At 68.8% G+C, this 17,446-nt stretch carries 20 protein-coding genes; 11 read left to right on the top strand and 9 right to left on the bottom strand.

What is annotated here, in order from left to right:
* Positions 1-12 precede the first annotated feature (12 nt).
* The gene (locus ACZ54P_RS04220; RefSeq protein ID WP_465460072.1) at positions 13-519 is read left to right on the top strand and encodes a DUF6319 family protein; all 507 of its coding nucleotides are present in this window, start codon (positions 13-15) and stop codon (positions 517-519) included.
* Positions 520-573: 54 nt separating this feature from the next.
* Here the strand turns inward: ACZ54P_RS04220 and ACZ54P_RS04215 are convergent, their stop codons facing one another.
* Entirely contained in the window at positions 574-909 is a 336-nt protein-coding gene (locus ACZ54P_RS04215; protein ID WP_465460071.1) for a cupin domain-containing protein, read from the bottom strand.
* Positions 906-2,210, bottom strand: a complete 1,305-nt coding sequence (locus ACZ54P_RS04210) for an MFS transporter (RefSeq protein WP_465460070.1) — start codon at positions 2,208-2,210, stop codon at positions 906-908. The genes ACZ54P_RS04215 and ACZ54P_RS04210 overlap by 4 nt, the downstream gene beginning before the upstream one ends.
* A 108-nt stretch (positions 2,211-2,318) precedes the next feature.
* On the opposite strand from ACZ54P_RS04210, the gene ACZ54P_RS04205 reads away from it, so the two are divergent.
* The gene (locus ACZ54P_RS04205; RefSeq protein WP_465460069.1) at positions 2,319-2,999 is read left to right on the top strand and encodes a DUF2848 domain-containing protein; all 681 of its coding nucleotides are present in this window, start codon (positions 2,319-2,321) and stop codon (positions 2,997-2,999) included.
* Here ACZ54P_RS04205 and ACZ54P_RS04200 read toward each other — a convergent pair.
* Positions 2,963-3,745 carry a tRNA(His) guanylyltransferase Thg1 family protein gene (locus tag ACZ54P_RS04200; RefSeq protein ID WP_465460068.1) on the bottom strand — a complete coding sequence of 261 codons (783 nt, stop codon included), beginning with the start codon at positions 3,743-3,745 and terminating at the stop codon, positions 2,963-2,965. The genes ACZ54P_RS04205 and ACZ54P_RS04200 overlap by 37 nt on opposite strands.
* Complete coding sequence (locus ACZ54P_RS04195; RefSeq protein WP_465460067.1) at positions 3,742-4,194, bottom strand: AAA family ATPase; 453 nt, start codon at positions 4,192-4,194, stop codon at positions 3,742-3,744. The genes ACZ54P_RS04200 and ACZ54P_RS04195 overlap by 4 nt, the downstream gene beginning before the upstream one ends.
* A gap of 111 nt (positions 4,195-4,305) precedes the next feature.
* On the opposite strand from ACZ54P_RS04195, the gene ACZ54P_RS04190 reads away from it, so the two are divergent.
* Complete coding sequence (locus tag ACZ54P_RS04190; protein ID WP_465460066.1) at positions 4,306-5,025, top strand: VIT1/CCC1 transporter family protein; 720 nt, start codon at positions 4,306-4,308, stop codon at positions 5,023-5,025.
* A 184-nt stretch (positions 5,026-5,209) separates the two neighbouring features.
* Here the strand turns inward: ACZ54P_RS04190 and ACZ54P_RS04185 are convergent, their stop codons facing one another.
* Positions 5,210-6,670: a peptide MFS transporter gene (locus ACZ54P_RS04185; protein WP_465460065.1), complete on the bottom strand. Its 1,461-nt coding sequence runs from the start codon at positions 6,668-6,670 to the stop codon at positions 5,210-5,212.
* Between the two features lie 206 nt (positions 6,671-6,876).
* Between ACZ54P_RS04185 and nhaA the strand changes: the two genes are divergently transcribed.
* From nhaA to ACZ54P_RS04165, 4 genes are read left to right on the top strand one after another with little or no spacing between them, the layout of a single operon-like run.
* Entirely contained in the window at positions 6,877-8,079 is a 1,203-nt protein-coding gene (gene nhaA / locus ACZ54P_RS04180; RefSeq protein ID WP_465460064.1) for a Na+/H+ antiporter NhaA, read from the top strand.
* Positions 8,080-8,130: 51 nt separating this feature from the next.
* Positions 8,131-8,625 (top strand): phage holin family protein, encoded by a 495-nt coding sequence (locus ACZ54P_RS04175; RefSeq protein WP_465460063.1) that lies wholly within the window; start codon positions 8,131-8,133, stop codon positions 8,623-8,625.
* A gap of 15 nt (positions 8,626-8,640) precedes the next feature.
* A complete protein-coding gene (locus ACZ54P_RS04170; RefSeq protein ID WP_465460062.1) occupies positions 8,641-9,564 on the top strand; it encodes an alpha/beta fold hydrolase in 924 nt (307 codons plus the stop codon).
* Positions 9,561-9,977, top strand: coding sequence for a DnaJ family domain-containing protein (locus tag ACZ54P_RS04165; protein WP_465460061.1), 417 nt, complete (start codon positions 9,561-9,563; stop codon positions 9,975-9,977). Before ACZ54P_RS04170 ends, ACZ54P_RS04165 begins: the two co-directional genes overlap by 4 nt.
* Before the next feature lie 30 nt (positions 9,978-10,007).
* On the opposite strand, the gene ACZ54P_RS04160 is transcribed toward ACZ54P_RS04165, so the two are convergent.
* From ACZ54P_RS04160 to nth, 4 genes are read right to left on the bottom strand one after another with little or no spacing between them, the layout of a single operon-like run.
* On the bottom strand, positions 10,008-11,192 hold the full coding sequence (locus ACZ54P_RS04160) for a MarP family serine protease (RefSeq protein WP_465460060.1): 1,185 nt from the start codon (positions 11,190-11,192) through the stop codon (positions 10,008-10,010).
* 6 nt (positions 11,193-11,198) lie between these two features.
* Positions 11,199-11,906 carry an NUDIX hydrolase gene (locus ACZ54P_RS04155; RefSeq protein WP_465460059.1) on the bottom strand — a complete coding sequence of 236 codons (708 nt, stop codon included), beginning with the start codon at positions 11,904-11,906 and terminating at the stop codon, positions 11,199-11,201.
* A complete protein-coding gene (locus ACZ54P_RS04150) occupies positions 11,903-12,499 on the bottom strand; it encodes a TlpA family protein disulfide reductase (protein WP_465460058.1) in 597 nt (198 codons plus the stop codon). Before ACZ54P_RS04150 ends, ACZ54P_RS04155 begins: the two co-directional genes overlap by 4 nt.
* Positions 12,496-13,179, bottom strand: coding sequence for an endonuclease III (nth, locus tag ACZ54P_RS04145; protein WP_465460239.1), 684 nt, complete (start codon positions 13,177-13,179; stop codon positions 12,496-12,498). Before nth ends, ACZ54P_RS04150 begins: the two co-directional genes overlap by 4 nt.
* Positions 13,180-13,416: 237 nt before the next feature.
* On the opposite strand from nth, the gene ACZ54P_RS04140 reads away from it, so the two are divergent.
* The 4 genes from ACZ54P_RS04140 (at position 13,417) to dnaN (ending at position 17,311) form a co-directional block, all read left to right on the top strand.
* On the top strand, positions 13,417-13,668 hold the full coding sequence (locus ACZ54P_RS04140; RefSeq protein ID WP_005166943.1) for a hypothetical protein: 252 nt from the start codon (positions 13,417-13,419) through the stop codon (positions 13,666-13,668).
* 160 nt (positions 13,669-13,828) lie between these two features.
* On the top strand, positions 13,829-14,503 hold the full coding sequence (locus ACZ54P_RS04135; protein ID WP_003081747.1) for a Crp/Fnr family transcriptional regulator: 675 nt from the start codon (positions 13,829-13,831) through the stop codon (positions 14,501-14,503).
* Positions 14,504-14,962: 459 nt separating this feature from the next.
* Positions 14,963-16,237, top strand: a complete 1,275-nt coding sequence (locus ACZ54P_RS04130; protein WP_465460057.1) for an MFS transporter — start codon at positions 14,963-14,965, stop codon at positions 16,235-16,237.
* A gap of 9 nt (positions 16,238-16,246) precedes the next feature.
* A complete protein-coding gene (gene dnaN / locus ACZ54P_RS04125) occupies positions 16,247-17,311 on the top strand; it encodes a DNA polymerase III subunit beta (protein WP_465460056.1) in 1,065 nt (354 codons plus the stop codon).
* Positions 17,312-17,446 lie beyond the last annotated feature (135 nt).

Genomic DNA, 17,446 nt, shown 5'->3' with positions numbered 1-17,446 from the left:
ACGACACCGACGATGACCGTGGATGCCTTGACGCGCACTGACGCCGCGTCCGAAGAAGCGGCTACCGAAGCGCCCGTCGACTCGACGCCGCAGGCGGAGGCCACCGAGACCCCGGCCGAATCCCAGGCCGAGACTCCCGAAACGGCCGACGCCCCGAAGTCCGACGAGGCCCCGGCTTCCGACGATCAGGTGGCGGAGTCCCCCAAGCCCAAGCGTGGCCGCCCGAAGGTCGCCACGACGGCGAAGAAGACCCGTACCGTCGAGCTGACCCTCACGGTCACCGGCACCGCCGACGGCGAGTGGCAGGCCGAGCTCAAGAACGGCGCCAAGTGGGTCGCGAAGGGCCTAGAGATCCCGGCCGCGGCCGTGTCCCGCGCCGCCAAGGAACTGCACGCCGACCTGTCGGGCCCGATCGACGAGGTCATCAACGCCGCCCGCGAGCTGCAGGCCGCGAAGGTCGCTCAGCTCGAAGCCGAGCTGGAGAAGGCGAAGCTGGCGCTGGCCGAGCTGGACGCGTAAGACTTTCCTCCCGACCGGGGCGGACGCTGGATATCAGTGTCCGCCCCGGTTTCTTTACCCGCCGATCGGCGGCCGCGAAGGCAGCGGAGTCTTGAACTCGATCCACTTACTGTCCACAATGGCCTCGACGCTGTGCGGGACACCACGCGGGTGGGCGATCGTCCCGCCCGCTTCGAGCGCGACCTCCCGGCCGCCGAGCGTTCCCCGCAGCGAACCCGACAGCAGGTACACGATGCTGTCGTGATCGTGACTGTGCACCGGGGAAGCGACGCCCGCCGGGTAGCGGATCTCGTACGCCAAACCCCCTTCCGCCCGCGCGAGCGTCCGGAACCGGCCCTGCCCGCCGATCAGCGGCAGACCCTCCACTGTGGACATCGGCGTCCAGGTCATCGCGCGGGCTCCGGCTCCAGCGTCTCCTCGCGGTCCGGGTCGCGGGCGAGCAGCACGCCGATGATGCTGACGACGGCCGTCGCGAGCAGGTAGACGCCGATCGCGACCCAGGTGTCGTAGCCGGCGAGCAACGCGGTGAACAGCAGCGGCGCGGGCGCCCCGCCGATGACCCCGGCGAGGGTGTAGGCCAGCGAACTGCCGGTGTAGCGCAGGCGCGGCGAGAACTGCTCGGTGACGAGCGCGGCCTGCGGGCCGTAGAGCGCCGCGTGAATGACGAGCGCGAGCACGATGCCGGTCGCCAGCATGAAGAACGAACCGCCGCTGACCATCGGGAAGAACACGAACGGCCAGATCCCGGCCGCGATGGTCGCGAACAGGTACATCTTGCGCCGTGAGATCCGGTCCGACAGCGCGCCGAACAGCGGCATCAGCACCAGCTGGAAGGCCGAGCCGATCATCACCGCGGCCAGCCCGGCGCCGCGCGAGAGGCCGGTGTGCGTGGTGACGTAGGTGAGGACGAAAACGGTGAACAGCGCGTACAGCACGTCCGGGCAGACGCGGATCAGCACGGCCGCGACCAGCGCGCGGCGTTCGGTGCGGAAGACCTCGGAGATCGGCGCCGACGAACGCTCACCGCGTTCCTGGATCTGCTTGAAGACCGGCGTTTCCTCCAGTTTGAGCCGGATCCACAGGCCGAAGCCGACCAGCGCGCCCGACAGCAGGAACGCGATCCGCCAGCCCCAGCTGTTGAACTGGTCCTCGGTGAGCAGCGCGGCGAGGACGGCCAGCACGCCGTTCGCGAGCAGGTTGCCCGCGGGCGGGCCGATCTGCGCGGCCGACGCCCAGAACCCGCGTTTGTTCGGATCCCCGAACTCACTCGACAGCAGAACCGCGCCACCCCACTCGCCGCCGATGCCGACCCCCTGCGCGAACCGCAGCGCGACGAGCAGCACGGCCGCGAAGCCGCCGATGGTCTCGTACGTGGGCAGGACACCGATGAGGAACGTCGCGACGCCGGTGAGCACGAGCGTCATGACCAGGATGCGCTTGCGGCCCAGCACGTCGCCGAGGCGGCCGAACAAGAACCCGCCGAGCGGCCGGGCGAGGTAACCGACCGCGTAGGTGGAGAACGCCGCCATCGTGCTCGCGAGCTGGTCCTCCGAGGGGAAGAAGAGGTGCCCGAAGATCGTCGCGGCCGCCACCGAGTAGGCCGCGAAGTCGTACCACTCGAGCGCTGTTCCCGAGAGGCTGGCCGCGAAGGCCTTGTGCAGCGAGCGCCGGTCACCGGCTGGTGAAGTCATGTCCACATCCCGTCCGTTCGAGGTCCTCAACCCCGCCGGGAGGGGTTGAATTGCGGATATACTCCTTGTATACAAGGCGTATGCGCAACCCCCAATCGCGGAGGACAGATGCCTGAGCTGCGTTTCACCCTTCCCGACGGCCAGGAGCGGCGGACCGAGGTCCACACGCTGCTGAACGCCGGATATGCCGGTCGCAGCCAGGAGGACGTCGCCGCCCACGTGGCCGAACTGGCCGAACTCGGCGTCCCCGCGCCCTCGGTGATCCCGGCGCTCTACCCGGTCGCGCCGTACCTGGCGAGCCAGACCGAAGAGGTCCCCGTGCAGCACGAGCGGACCTCCGGCGAGGCCGAATGGGCCATCGTCATCACCGGCCCCGCGCCCGAGGACGTGCTCCTGACCGCGGCCTGCGACCACACCGACCGCGCGCTCGAAGCGCACGGCGTCGCGTGGAGCAAGAACGCCGGCCCCGACGTGCTCGCCGCCAAGGCCTGGCGCCTTGTCGACGTCCAGGATCGGCTCGACGACCTCACGCTGTCCGCCTGGGCCGGGGAAACCCTGATCCAGCAAGGAAAACTCGCGGAACTGCTGCCGCCGTCGTACTGGCTGGACGTGCTGCGCGAACGCGGCCTGCACGCCCCGGGCACCGTGCTGATCTCCGGGACGATCCCGATGGTGCCTGGCGTCGATCAGTTCGCCGACTCCTGGCGCGTGGAACTGGGCGACCCGGCGACCGGCGAGACCATCGACCTCGCCTACCGGGTGCGGCGGCTGCCCGAACCGATCGGCTGAAGCAGTTCGCCGAGGAAGGCGCGGTACTCGTCCTTCATCGGCAACTCGCGCTCGACGCGGACGCGGCGGCGGGTCGCGGCGACCTCCCTTTCGCGCACCGGATCGAATCCCGTGCGCTCGTAGGTCTCCCAGAACAGCCCGACGCCGCGCCGCTGCCAGGCGGGCAGCTCGGTGAAGTTGATGCCGTGCGCGTAGAGCAGCTCGTTCTTTTCGGGGATGCCCGCGCCTTCCAGGACGTCACCCGCTTCCCGCGCCGATTTCCCGGCCTGGCGCAGGGTCCAGTAACACCAGCCGTTGAGCGCACAACGCGTCGCGTCCGACTGGCGCCACGAGAAATAGTCGACGACGTCGTCCGGCGTCGTGCCGAGCCAGATCCGTCCGTCGAAGTGCGCGGGCACCCCGGCCGCGTGCGTGAACGCCGCCGACGCGACCCCGGCGGAGATCGACACGAGCTTCTCGACGCCACGGCCGAACAGGTCGGCGGCGGGGTCGAGCAGGATCGAGATCTCGTCGCTCTCGGTGTAGACGTACGGCGCGGCGAATTCCGCCATCAACGCCTGAGCCGTCTCGACCATGAACGCGCTGAACCGCGGATCGAACGGCTTCTCGAACCGCGCTTCGGTGAACTGGGAGAAGCCGCGACCGTCCACCCGGAGCACCGTCCACGAACCCGGGGGCACGGTCAGGCCGTGGAACCACTCCCGTTCCCGTTGCCGTGCCTCGAAACCGACGGCCTCCACAGTCACCTCCGCTCCACGACGAAACCGCCATCGCCGTCGAAACCGACGGTGTACAGCTCGTCGAACCCGTCCTCGGCGCCAGGTGGCCGCAGGCGCTTGAGCGTGGCATACAGACCGACGTCCGGCACCCGGGTTTTTCCCACCCTGAGCGCGTTGCGCCGTTGCGACCCGGCGAGGTCGGGCGGGAACCAGTACCCGGCGACCCGCGCGCCGTACCGCCTCGCCACCTCGATCAGCGGCGCCCATTCCTCCGGTGAAGGGTTGGTGTTGTCGACCACCACCGAGCGTCCCTCGTCGAGCGCCTCGGCCAGCATCCTCAGTTGCCGCGCCTGCGGGCGGCGGGCGTTGGGGAAGGTGTCCTTGCTGACGTGGACGTGCGTGCCCGCCAACATGAGCTGGAAGAACGTCGTCTTCCCGGACGCCTGAAGTCCGATCAGGACCACCACCTCGGCCATCGGCACAACTTAGCCGAAGAGTTAGGCAAGGCAATAGTCAATAAGGATTGCCTCTATTTACCGAAAGTGTCTTCACTCGCCGGATACCGTTCTTTGTGTTTCACTGAAACGGTGACCGAGACCGTATCGACTTCGCATCCGCACGAACCGCACGCGGGCCTCGGAAGCAAGCTGAACTGGTTGCGTGCCGGGGTACTCGGGGCGAACGACGGGATCGTGTCGGTCGCCGGCATCGTGGTCGGCGTCGCGGGTGCGACCACCGACTCCACCACGATCGCGACGGCGGGAATCGCGGGTCTGGTCGCGGGCGCGCTTTCGATGGCGGGCGGCGAATACGTCTCGGTCAGCACTCAGCGCGATACCGAACGCGCGCAGTTGCAGCTGGAAAAGCGCGAACTGAAAGAGGCGCCCGAGGCCGAAGAACGCGAACTGGCGGAAATCTACGAGTCGAAGGGCCTTTCCCCGGAACTCGCCGCCGAGGTCGCCCGCGAGCTGACCGAAAAGGACGCTCTGCAGGCACACGCCGAAGCCGAACTCGGCATCGATCCGGACAATCTGACCAGTCCGTGGCAGGCGGCGTGGGCGTCGCTGGTGGCGTTCACGGTCGGCGCGCTGCTGCCACTGCTGTCGATCCTGTGGACGTCGACTTCGGCGCGGGTCTGGGCGTGCGCGGCGGCGGTGGTGGTCGGGCTGGCGCTGACCGGGTTCATCAGCGCGAAACTCGGCGACGCCCGGATCGGCCGGGCGATCGCGAGGAACGTCGGCGTCGGCGCGCTGACGATGCTCGTGACGTACTACGTCGGTGTGCTTTTCGGCGTCAGCGTGGGGTGAACCGGCGCAGGGAGGCGTCCGTGCCCAGTTCCGCCCGGGCGGCCGGGTTCTCCAATCCCTCGTCGTACGCAGGGCAGGTAGACGACCGGCGGGAAGTCCCGCGGAATCGGCTCCCGGTTCCAGATACATGAAGGCCCCCTTCATGGCGCTGGGCGCAATGAAGGGGGCCTTCATGTACTTCGGGTCAGTGAACGCCCTTCATGAGCTTGCGGATCATCGGCGTCGCCACCAGAAGCGCCACACCGACCACAATGGCCACTCCGCCCACGATGCTGAAGTACGGCGCTTCGTTGTCCACCGAGTAGTACTCGGCGAGCTTCCCGGACATCGCGGTGCCGAGCGAAATGGACAGAAAGTTCAGCGCCACCATCTGCGTCCGGAACGCCTCCGGCGCGAGTTTGGTCGAAAGCGAAAGACCGACCGGCGAGAGCATCAGTTCCGCCATGGTGAACACGAAAAGGATGCCGGCCAGCGCGAGCAGCGGGCTCGCGTTCTTGCCGCTGCCGACCATGGGGAGGAACAACAGGAACGCCAAACCCATGGCGACGGTGCCGAGCACGAACTTGATCGGCGAGGACGGCTGCTTGGGGCCGAGTTTCGTCCAGATCGCCGCGATCACCGGCGCGAACAGGATGATGAACACCGGGTTGATCGAGTTGACCCACGCCACCGGCATCTCCCATCCGAAGATGGTGCGGTTCAGCCGCTCGTCGGTGTAGGCCGCGACGACGGTGAACTGCTGCTGGTACAGCGAGAAGAACGCCGCGCTGGCGATGAACATCGGGATGAACGAGTACACCCGGCTGCGTTCGTCGGCGGTGATCTTCTTGCTGCTGATGATCACCACGAAGTAGATGACCGAGATGACCGCGACGGCCCCGACGACGATGTCGACCAGGTTCGCCGGGTTGATGACACCGAAGACCACCAGAAGCACGATCGCCGCGACACCCACCGCGGTGCCGCCGTAGACCAGTGGCCGCTGCGACGCGGGCAGCGGGTTCGGGATCTCGCTCGCCTTGTCGCCGAGGTTCTTGCGGCCGATCGTGTACTGGATCAGGCCGAGCGCCATCCCGATCGCGGCGAGCCCGAAGCCGACGTGGAAGCCGATCTCGCTTTGCGCGAGCCCGGTCAGCAGCGGCCCGACGAAGCCACCGATGTTCACGCCCATGTAGAAGATCGTGAAACCGCCGTCGCGGCGTTCGTCGCCTTTCGCGTACAGCGTGCCGACGATGGCGGTGGCGTTGGACTTCAGCCCGCCACTGCCGACGGCGACACAGACGAGACCGACACCGATACCGGCGAGACCCGGCAGCAGCGCGAGGCTGATGTGCCCGACCATGATCAGGATCGCGCTGTAGAACAGCGTCCGTTCGGAGCCGAGCACGCGGTCCGCGACCCAGGCGCCGATCACCGCCGACAGGTAGACCATGCCGCCGTACGCGCCGACGATGCCGAGCGCGGAGGCCTTCGGCAACGCGAGGCCGCCCTGGCTGACTTCGTAGTAGAGGTAGATGGGGAGGATGCCGAGCATCCCGTAGAACGAGAAGCGCTCCCACATCTCGACGCCGAAGAGGTTCGCCAGCCCTCGTGGGTGCCCGAAGAACCTCGTGTCTTGCTGGACCTCGGTAGAGGTACTCACCATGCCGTCCTTATCGAAGACATCGTTGTCGTTTTCAGTTGACATGCTAGAAGCCCAAGATGTGGACGGGACACCGACGTCCGTAGTGATCTTGTGGCAACAGTCATGAAGGCGAGATTTCCGCAGCTAGAAGCGTTAAAATCGCGTCAAGGTGCGCCGGGAAGTCTGGTCGGCAACAGTATTCGTGTTGCCCAAATCCGGAGGATGCCGTGACCAGCGGTCCCAACCGCCCCGCGAAAGCCGTCGTCGCCGACTTCGCCCGCTATCTCCGCACCGAAACCACCGGCGGGATGATCCTGCTCGGGGCCACCGCGATCGCCTTGCTCTGGGCGAATTCGCCCATCGACGACAGTTACCGCGCGATCCGCGATTTCCGGCTCGGGCCCGAATTCCTCCACCTGAACCTGACGATCGGTGACTGGGCCAAGGACGGTCTGCTCGCGCTGTTCTTCTTCGTCGCGGGCCTCGAACTCAAACGCGAACTGGTGGTCGGCGAACTTTCCCGGTTCAAGCAGGCGATCCTGCCGGTGGTGGCCGCGATCGGCGGCATGATCGTCCCGGCGCTGGTCGCGCTCGCCGTCGGCTGGGGGACGCCGGGCATCGAACGCGCGTGGGCCATCCCGGTCGCCACCGACATCGCCTTCGCGCTGGGCGTGCTCGCGCTGACCGCGTCGAACCTGCCGAGCAGCGCCCGGGTCTTCCTGCTGTCGCTGGCGGTGGTCGACGACCTCGGCGCGATCCTCGTCATCGCGATCCTCTTCACCGCGAAGTTCGACCTCGTCGCCGCCGGCGTCGCCGTCGTCGCGCTGGCGTTGTACGCCTACCTGCAGAAGCGCCGCGTCCGCAGTGCCTGGATCTACGTCCCGCTGGCGCTGATCACCTGGGTCGCGGTGCACTCGGCGGGCGTCCACGCCACCATCGCCGGCGTCGCGCTCGGTCTGCTCACCCGCGTCCGCGCCGACGAGGGCGAAGAGCACGCGCCCGCCATCCGGCTCGAACATCGGCTCCAGCCGTGGTCGGCCGCGGTCGCGGTGCCGTTGTTCGCGCTGTTCGCGGCGGGGATCAAGGTGGACGGTGAGTCGCTCGGCCAGGTGTTCACCACGGCGTTGCCGCTGGCCATCCTGGTCGGGCTGGTCGGCGGGAAGCTGCTCGGGATCTTCGGCGCCAGCCTGCTCGCGGTGAAGTTCAAGCTCGCGGAGAAACCCAGAGGTATGGGCTGGCGGGACATCGGCGCGCTGTCGATGCTCGGCGGCGTCGGGTTCACGGTGAGCCTGCTGATCGCCGATCTCGCGCTCGAGGGGGAAGCCGTCGAGCTCGCGAAGATGGCCGTCTTGATCTCCTCCGCCGTCGCCTCGCTGGCGGGTGCCGGTCTGCTGCTGCATCGGAGCCGTGTCCACGCTCAGGAGGATTGAGAGCGCGACACTCGCCGGTCCGCCGCGCCCAGGATGAGGGCACGTGGCACGATGACCGGTGTGAGCAGCCCCAAGCACGAACGCACCGGCCCCGACGGCGTGGGGGCCGTGCCCTACCTCCCCCTGTCGAGCGATGACGACGTGGTAGCGAGCGAGCAGTCCCTCGGGAAGCTCGTCGGCGACGCCACACAACACGTCTCGACGCTGATCCGCGCCGAAGTCGAGCTGGCCAAATCCGAGGTCGTCGCGGAGGCGAAGAAGGGCCTCAAAGGCGCCATCTTCTTCCTGGTCGCGCTGGTCATCGGGCTGTACAGCTCGTTCTTCTTCTTTTTCTTCCTCGGCGAACTGCTGTCGGAGTTCCTGCAGCGCTGGGCGGCGTTCCTGATCGTGTTCGGGCTGATGCTCGTCTCGACCGCGGTCGCGGGATTCCTCGGCTACCGCAAGGTGAAGAAGATCAAGGCGCCGGAGCGCACGATCAACAGCTTCAAGGACACCGCCGCCGCGTTCAAGCCGCACCGCGACGACTCCCCCGCCGACCACAGCTGACGGGTTTTCGAGGCGGTGCAGGCGACGCCGGATCCGTCGATCGTCCGGATCGACGGTCCGTGGACCCATCGTGACGTTTCGGCGAACGGCATCCGGCTGCACGTCGCCGAACTCGGCGACGGACCCATGGTCCTGCTGCTGCACGGATTCGCCGAGTTCTGGTGGACCTGGCATCACCAGCTGAGATCACTCGCCGATGCCGGTTTCCGCGCGGTCGCGGTGGATCTGCGCGGCTACGGCGACTCCGACAAACCTCCGCGCGGCTATGACGCCTGGACACTCGCGGGCGATGTCGGCGGGCTGATCAAATCGCTGGGCGCGCGCAAGGCCCACCTTGTCGGACATGCCTGGGGCGGGATGCTGGCGTGGACGGTGGGCGCGCTGCATCCCCGGCTGGTCTCCTCCGTGAGCGTGCTGGGCGGCGCGCATCCGCTGGCGTTGCGCCGGGCCGTGCGAAGGCCGGCACAGCTGCGCGCGTCAGGACATCTCTTGCGCTTCCAGTTACCGATGGCGCCGGAAAAATGGCTGGTCAAGGATGACGCGCTCGCCGTCGAGGAGCTGTTCCGCGCCTGGTCCGGTCCACAGTGGACGGAGACCGCGGACTTCGCCGACACCGTCGAGACGTTCCGGCAGGCGATGCTCGTGCCGGGCGTGCCGCACAGCGCGCTCGAGTACTACCGATGGGCGTTCCGTGCTCAGTTCCGCGGCGAAGGCCGCCGGTTCAGCGACGCACTGCGAGGCCGCTTCGCCGCCCGAGTGCTGCAGCTGCACGGCGAGGACGACCGATGCGTCCTGCCCGAGACCGCGGCGGCGTCGCGGCGCTGGGCGCCCGAAGCGCGGCTCGAGCGCTGGCCCGGAATCGGGCACTTCCCGCATCTGGAGGCGCCGGAGCGCACTTCGGGCGCTCTAGCGGACTTTCTCCGTATCCTGGAGGCATGACCGAACGCAAACCGACGGGCGTGTCGTTCGAGTCCTGGGTCGACCGGCAGATCAGCGCGGCCGAGGCGAAGGGCGAGTTCGACAACCTGCCCGGCGCGGGAAAACCGCTGCCGAAGACCGATGACGGGGACACCGCGCTCGCCTGGGTGGTGAACAAGGTCCGTAGTGAGGGCCACGACGTTTCGGCGCTGCTGCCGCCTTCGCTGGCGATCGCCAAGGAACTCGACGACCTGCCGGACACCTTGGCGAAGGTGCGTCGCGAGGCCCGGGTGCGGGAGATCGTCGAAGACCTGAACGAACGGATCCGCGCCGAGCATCGGCGTCCGGCGGGCGGTCCGGTGCTGCGGGCGCGTCCACTGGACGTGGAGGAGACGCTGGCCGAGTGGCGCAGCGGCCTCGCTTCGGACTCCTGACCGTCCGCCCCGCGCAAACCGAGAGCCGGGCTAGTTCGCGCAGGGGCCGGTCGACGTGTTCGCGCTCAGCGCCGCGGCCGTGTCCACCACCGGCTTGACCTGTTCCGACGTCAGCGTGAACCCGGTCTCGGGATCCTCGACGGCCGCACCGAAGACCACCCCGATGACCTGACCGTCCGGGTCGATCATCGGTCCGCCGGAGTTACCGCTGCGGATCTGCCCGCGCACGGTGAACACGTCGCGCTGCACGGTGTTGGCCTCGTAGATGTCCGGTCCGCGCAGGTTGATCCGGCCGCGCACTCTGGCGGGCGTCGCGGTGTACGGGCCGTCGAGCGGGTAGCCGAGCACGATCGCGTTGTCGCCCGCCCTCGCGACCCGGGGCGCCAGCGGGAGCACCGCCGCTTGCAGCCTCGGCACGGCGAGCACGGCCACGTCGGCTTCGGGGTCGAAGTAGACGACGCGGGCCGCGAACTTGCCCGAGGTGGACTCGATGGCGACCTCGTCGGTGCCCGCGACGACGTGCGCGTTGGTCATCACGCGCTGCGGCGCGATGACGAATCCGCTGCCCTCCAGCGCCCGGGAGCACGAAGTCGCGTTGCCCCGGATCTTCACGACGCTGCCGTGCACCTGCTTGACGATCTCGCTCGCCTGCAGCGCGGTGTCCGGCGGGCCGGTGTCCTCGACGTTCGGCTTCTGGAACGGGTCCACAATGGACGGGAAACCGGACGCGTCCAGCAGTTTGCGCAGTTCGCTCGGGAAGCCCTGTGCCGCCTCGGGCATGACGTTGTTCACTTCGCCGAGCACGACCGAACTGTTGATCGACTTCGCCAGGCCAGGCACCCCGGAAACCGCTGTGAGCGGCGTCGCGATCAGCCACGCGACCACGAACACCACCCCGGCCTGCACCACCGCGCCGAGGGTCTTGTCGACGCCGGAAAGCTTGTCCGGGTTGATCTTCTGGCGCAGTTTCCGTCCGGTCCAGACGCCGAGGGTCTCGCCGAGCGCGACCAGGAACACCACGGTCGCCACCGCGAAGGCGACCTTCGCCGCCGGATGCTGGAACAGTTCGACGACCAGCGGCGCGATCTTGATCCCCGCGAGCGCGCCCAGCACCACCCCGACCAGCGAGGGGAGGGCGATGATCACCCCTTGGAACGCACCGGACACACCGGCCAGGAGGGCGAGCAGGATCACCAGTATGTCAACCCAGTTCAACGGCGCCTACTCCTTCTCCGGCACTTGCCGCCCGTCGACCCGCGCCTGATGTTCGGCCAACGCTACGTCAAGGTCCCGGACGTCGCCGTGGTCCCATTCGCGTTCCCAGCCACCGAGCGACAACGTCATCGCGAGCAGCCCGCCCGTGAAGCCCCAGACGAACAGCTCGCCGACGTCGAACGCGGGCCCCTTCCAGCCGAAACCCTTGCGTTCGACCTGGAACCGGTTGGCCGGATCGGTGAGTTCGGCGACCGGCACCCTGGCCACCGCCGCCGTCTCGCCGGGGTCGACGGCGTGCACCGGGGACGACGTCCGCCAGTAGGCGAGCACCGGCGTCACGGCGAATCCGGACACCGGCACGAAAAGTTCGGGGAAGATCGCCACCGGCAGCACGCCGGAAGGCTCGACGCCGGTCTCTTCCTCCGCCTCGCGCAGGGCGGTGGCGACCGGACCGTCATCGCCCGGCTCAGCGCCTCCGCCGGGGAAGGAGACCTGACCGGCATGGGAGCCGAGGGTGTCGGCACGGCGCTGGAGCAGGACGTCCGGCCCCTGCGGGCCTTCGCCGAAGAGCATCAGCACGGACGCCGGGCGATAGCTCGCGTTCGGCGGCACGCTGAACCGGCTGAACGTTTCGGCGCCGACGTCCCGGCTGATCTTCACCAGCGGTTGCAACCAGGCCGGCACTGCTTCCGGGTCCACGAGAGGGCCGGTCATGGTGTCCCTTCCACTGCGGCGCGCACCTGCTCAGTGTTCATGAAGACGCGTGGGTTCTCGATGAGCCGGACCGCCCCGCCCGCCGTGACCAGGTACGTCGCGGGGAGGGAGGAAGGGACCTTCAGTGCCGTCCGCACGGGCCCTGACTGCCCGTCACCGTCGAACACGGAAGGCAGCCGGACACCCAGCTCGGCCAGCATCGCCAGCCCGTCGGCCCCGGAGCTCGCGACCTGGACGAGCAGCACGCGGGCGGCGCCGGGCTGAGCCGCGTACTCCTGGAGCAAGGGCAGCTCGCCGCGGCACGGCTGGCACCACGACGCCCACAGGTTGACCAGCACGGGACCGCCCGAAAGCGCCCTGGCGAGGTCGACGCGCGAGCCGTCGCCGAGGCATTCGACGTCGACCCCGCGCAGCTTCGCCACCTCGCCCGGCCCGGGCGGCGGGCAAGCGGCGAGCGCGGCTTGCGCACGGGCCGCCGTGAGGTCCCCCGACGTCTTGACCGGCCCCTGGTCGTCACGGGCCGTGAGCAGCGCGACGATCAGGGCCGCCACCAGCACGGCGGCGCCGAGGGCCAGCTTGGTGACCTTGGTCACCGGCGCGCCGCCAGATCCAGGATGTGCTCGCGTTCTTCACCCTTGACCAGCTTCGCGGCTTCTTCGAACTCGGTCGGGCCGGTTCCGTACGAGGGACACATCTTCGCCAGCGGACAGGCGCCACAGGCCGGTTTGCGGGCGTGACAGACGCGGCGGCCGTGGAAGATCGTCCGATGCGAGAGGAGCGTCCACTCCTTGCGCGGGATCAGCTCGCCGACGGCGTGCTCGACCTTGACCGGGTCCTCCTCCTCGGTCCAGCCCCAGCGGCGGACCAGGCGCCCGAAATGGGTGTCGACGGTGATCCCGGGGACACCGAAGGCGTCACCGAGCACGACGTTGGCCGTCTTGCGGCCGACACCGGGCAGCGTCACGAGTTCCTTCAACTTGCCGGGGACTTCGCCGTCGTAGCGCTCCACCAGCGCCGCGCCCAGCCCCATCACCGAGTTCGCCTTGGCCCGGAAGAACCCCGTCGGCCGGAGGTACTCCTCGAGTTCGGCGCGATCGGCGGCGGCGTAGTCGGCGGCGGTCCGGTAGCGCTCGAAGAGCGCGGGAGTGACCTGATTCACGCGGACGTCGGTGGTCTGCGCCGACAGCACGACCGCGACCAGCAGTTCCAGCGGAGTGGTGAAGTCAAGCTCGCAGTGGGCGTCCGGGAACTCGTCGTCGAGGCAACGCTTCATCCGCCTGGCGCGTCTCACCAACGCGAGCCGGCTTTCACCCTTGCCCCCCGCGCGGGGGGCATTGGCAGGGGCAGGAGGCACCCCGATAGCCTACGGGCGCCATCGGACGAGCCAGTGGGAGCACCCACCGGTCGACGCCCGACACGCCAGAGCACCACCTCGGCGCTTCGATCGAGGACGCCATGAGCGAGGATCTGGAGTAATGCACAGTTTTTCGGAATTCCCAGGGCAGGGCTCATGACAGTCTGGTTCGTCATCCTGGTCCCGCTGGTGATCATGTTCTTCGCGCTGTTCATGGAACGCGTCGAGACCAGGCTCAAGCACGTCGCGGTGCAGGAGAACGAAGTCGAGGAGTTCCTCGAGCAGGCACAGCCCAACGAGGTCAGGGCCCTTTACGGGCACGGCATCGGGCGCGCGCTCGAGCTGTTCCGGCTGCGCAGGCTGGGCGGGAAGGCGGCCAGGCTACGCGCGCGACGCGTGCGGAGTTAGGCTCCACGTTCGAGCGAGATCGTTCCCGGCCCGGACGCGCCTGCGGCGAGCCGACGGGCGATCTCGCCAGCACGCCCTAGACTGACGCGAAAAGTGATCGGCGACACGAGCCCCGGCAACGAGGGGGTCGGCGTCGTTTCTCGATGAGGAGGCACCCGAGGTGGACGAAACCCTGGCCCGAGCGGGCATTTTCCAGGGTGTTGAGCCGGCAGCCGCCGAGGCGCTGGCACAGACCTTGGAATCCGTGGAGTTTCCTCGCGGGCATGTCATCTTCAACGAGGGTGAACCCGGCGACAAGCTTTACATCATCCAATCCGGCAAGGTGAAGATCGGCCGCAAGTCACCCGACGGCCGCGAGAACCTGCTGGGCATCTTCGGCCCGTCCGACATGTTCGGCGAGCTGTCCATTTTCGACCCCGGCCCGCGGACGTCCAGCGCGACGACCGTGACCGAGGTCCGCGCGGTGACGATGGACCGCCCGGCGCTGCGGCAGTGGATCTCCACGCGCCCCGAGATCGCCGAGCAGTTACTGCGGGTCGTCGCCCGCAGGCTGCGCCGGACGAACAACATGGTCGCCGAGCTGATCTTCACCGACGTCCCCGGTCGCGTGGCGCGCGCGCTGCTGCAGCTCGCGCAGCGCTTCGGCAGCCAGGAAGCCGGTCTGCTGCGGGTCACCCACGACCTGACGCAGGAAGAGATCGCCCAGTACGTCGGCGCCTCGCGCGAGACCGTCAACAAGGCTCTCGCCGACTTCGCGCACCGTGGCTGGCTTCGGCTCGAAGGCAAGAGCGTCTTGATCCTGGACCCGGAGCGCTTGGCTCGCCGCGCCCGTTAGTCCCTTGCTCCGCGTGCAATGAAGGGGCCTTTCATCGCAAAATTCGCGATGAAAGGCCCCTTCATTGCATCCGGGTGACCAAGCGCGGGAGAGACAACGAAGAGCCGGGCGCCACCCCCGACGTGGCGCACCGGCTCTTCGCTGTGCGCGGACCATCCCCCGACGATCCGCGCTCCCCGCCCTCCGGAACAAGGCCCCGACCCGTACGCCGGAGGGAGCTGGAGACTGCGTGCTGTCGTACAACCATCCACGGCCGTCGGCCGTGAACTCAAGTTCTTTCACCCTCAAGGACGCCATCTGGGGCCATTTGTTGCCCCGAATGCCCCATAATCGGCCGACTGTTACCTGATCGAGATGAACCGGGGGCGCTCAAGACGCGTAATACCCAGAACGCGAGGGTGACAAACCTTACCGCCGGAGATCTGGTACTCGCGTACCAAAGTAGGCATACTGGTACGCGTGTCCCAGTCTGTGTCCGAACACTCCGAGAGCCACCGCACCTCCCTCGCCGACTACCGAGCCGCGCTGACCGCGCCCGGGTCCCGCGGGGCGGTCATCGCGTCCCTGCTCGCCCGCCTGCCGATCGCGATGATCGGCATTTCCGCGCTGCTCTACGTCCAGCGCGAGACGGGCTCCTTCGCCTCGGCCGGGCTGGTGTCGGCGGGGTCGCTGGTCGGCGTTTCGGTCGGCGCGGTCGTGCAGGGGCGGCTCATCGACCGTTTCGGGCCGACGCGGCCGCTGCTGATGACGACGGTGCTCTTCGCGCTGGCGATGACCGGCCTGGTGTTCGCGATCGAGGCGCACGCGCCGACGCTCGCGCTGGTCCCGCTCGCCTTCGGCACCGGGATCACCGAGCCGATGGTCGGTTCGGCCTCGCGGGCGCTGTGGACACGGCTCCTGCCCGCCGGGCCGACGCGGAACGCCGCGTTCTCGTATGAGGCCATCAGCATGGAGGTCTTCTTCATCCTCGGCCCGGGTTTCGCGGGTCTGCTGATCGCCGCGCCGTGGGCGGGCACCGGCATCGTGACCGGCGCGCTGACCATGATCGCGGGCGCGGTCCTGTTCGCGCTGAATCCGACCGTGCGGGCCTGGGGTCCGTCGCCGTCGACGGGCGGCAAACTGCTCGGCGCGCTGGCCAGCCCGGGCATGCGTACGCTCGCCCTCGCCGCGTTGGGCTTCGGTGCCGTCATCGGCTTCGTCGAGGTCGCCGTCCCGGCGGCCGCCACCGAGGCCGGGAACACCTCGATCGGCGGACTGCTGCTTTCGGCCTGGTCGGTCAGCTCGGTCGCGTTCGGCGTCGCGTACAGCCTGCGCCCGTGGCCGCGGCAGATGGGCCTGCGGCTGCCGGTCCTGCTGGCCACGTTCGGCGCGTTGGTGGCGCTGCTCGCGCTGCCGGGGTCACTGTGGGGCCTCGCGCTCGCCATGCTCGCGGCAGGCGCGCTCATCACGCCGCAGTCGACGACGCATTCGGCCGCGATCGAGATCGCCGCGCCGAAGGGCACCGCGGCCGAGGCGTTCGGCTGGGTGCTCACCGCGGTGACCCTCGGTCTCGCGTTCGGGCAGTCGATCAGCGGTTACCTCGTCGAGCACGCGGGCACCGAAGCGGCGTTCCTCGCCGCCGGCGGTGTCGGCTTCGCGCTCGCCGCCGTGGTCTGGCTGCTGCGCGGCACTTTCCGCCCGAAGCCGTCCGAGGCCGTCGCCGAGGCTCCCGAACTTGTCGGTGCCGCCCGCTAACTTGCGGGCATGGACCTGACCGCCGCCACCCGCTCCCTCTCCGCCGCCGTTTCCGCCGCCGCGAAATTGCTGCCCGCCCGGTCCGGCCTGCTCCTGCGCGCCCGGCGCGACGGGCTGACCGTCGGCGGCAGCGACAGCGAACGAGCGGTCCGCCTGACCTGTGACGCCACGGTCCACACGGACGGTGAAGTCCTCGTCCCTGCCGGGCCGCTCGCGGAGACGTTGCGCATGCTCGACGACGACCTGGTGCGCCTGGTCGTCGAGGGCTCGCGGCTGGCCGTGCGAGTCGAAGGCGGCCGCTTCGCGCTTCCGCTGCTGAGCCGCGAACTGCAACTCCCGGAGATGCCACCCAAGGTGTCCGAAGTGGACGGTCACGCGCTGGTGACCGCGTTGCGCACGGTCGCGGGCACGGCGGCCAAGGACGACGCGCTGCCGATGTTCACCGGCGTCCGCGTCCAGAGCTTCAGTCGCGAACTGCGGCTGACCGCGTCCGACCGGTACCGGATGGCCGTGGCCACCCTGCCGCTGCGCTCCGGCGGCGAGCCGATCGACGCACTCGTCCCGGCCGGTCTGCTGGCCGAGACGGCGAAGCAGGCGCGAGGCACCGTCGGCCTGCACGGCGACGGGACCCGCTTCGGGCTGAGCTGGGCGGGCGTCGCCGTCACCACCGCCGTACTCGACGCGGGATTCCTGTCGGAGAAACTGATCGAGTCGTCCACAGTGGACACGTCGGTCGAGGTCGCCGCCGACGCGCTGGCCGCCGCCGTTCGCCGGGTGGGCGTCTACGCGGACGAGCGCCGGGTGCTGACGCTGGAGGTCGGCGATGCGCACCTGCGGCTCGCCAGTGCGAAACAGGACACCGGTGAGGCCGAGGAGACGTTGAAGGCCGAGGTCTCCGGCGGCCGGACGTCACCCTCGTTCCAGGCGCGCTACCTGCTGGACGCGCTCCAGGGTTTCGCGGGCGATCGGGTCCGGCTCGACATCCAGCCCGGGATGCGGGCTTGCGTCATCCGGTCGGTCGAGCCGGGCGAGGTGGACCTCACGTACTACGTGATGCCGATGCTCCCCCGCTGAAACTCGGGCCTGGGCCGCGAAGACTAGCGGCCGGTCCAGGTGGTCGTGGGGGGGGGGTTGGGGGGGAGAAACAAAAAAAAACCCCAAACAAACCGAAACACCCCGGCACCGAAGGGGGGGAAGATGGAAGAGACC

This window comes from Amycolatopsis sp. NPDC034160 (assembly GCF_055575355.1).
This window is presented reverse-complemented; position numbering and strand designations above follow the sequence as displayed.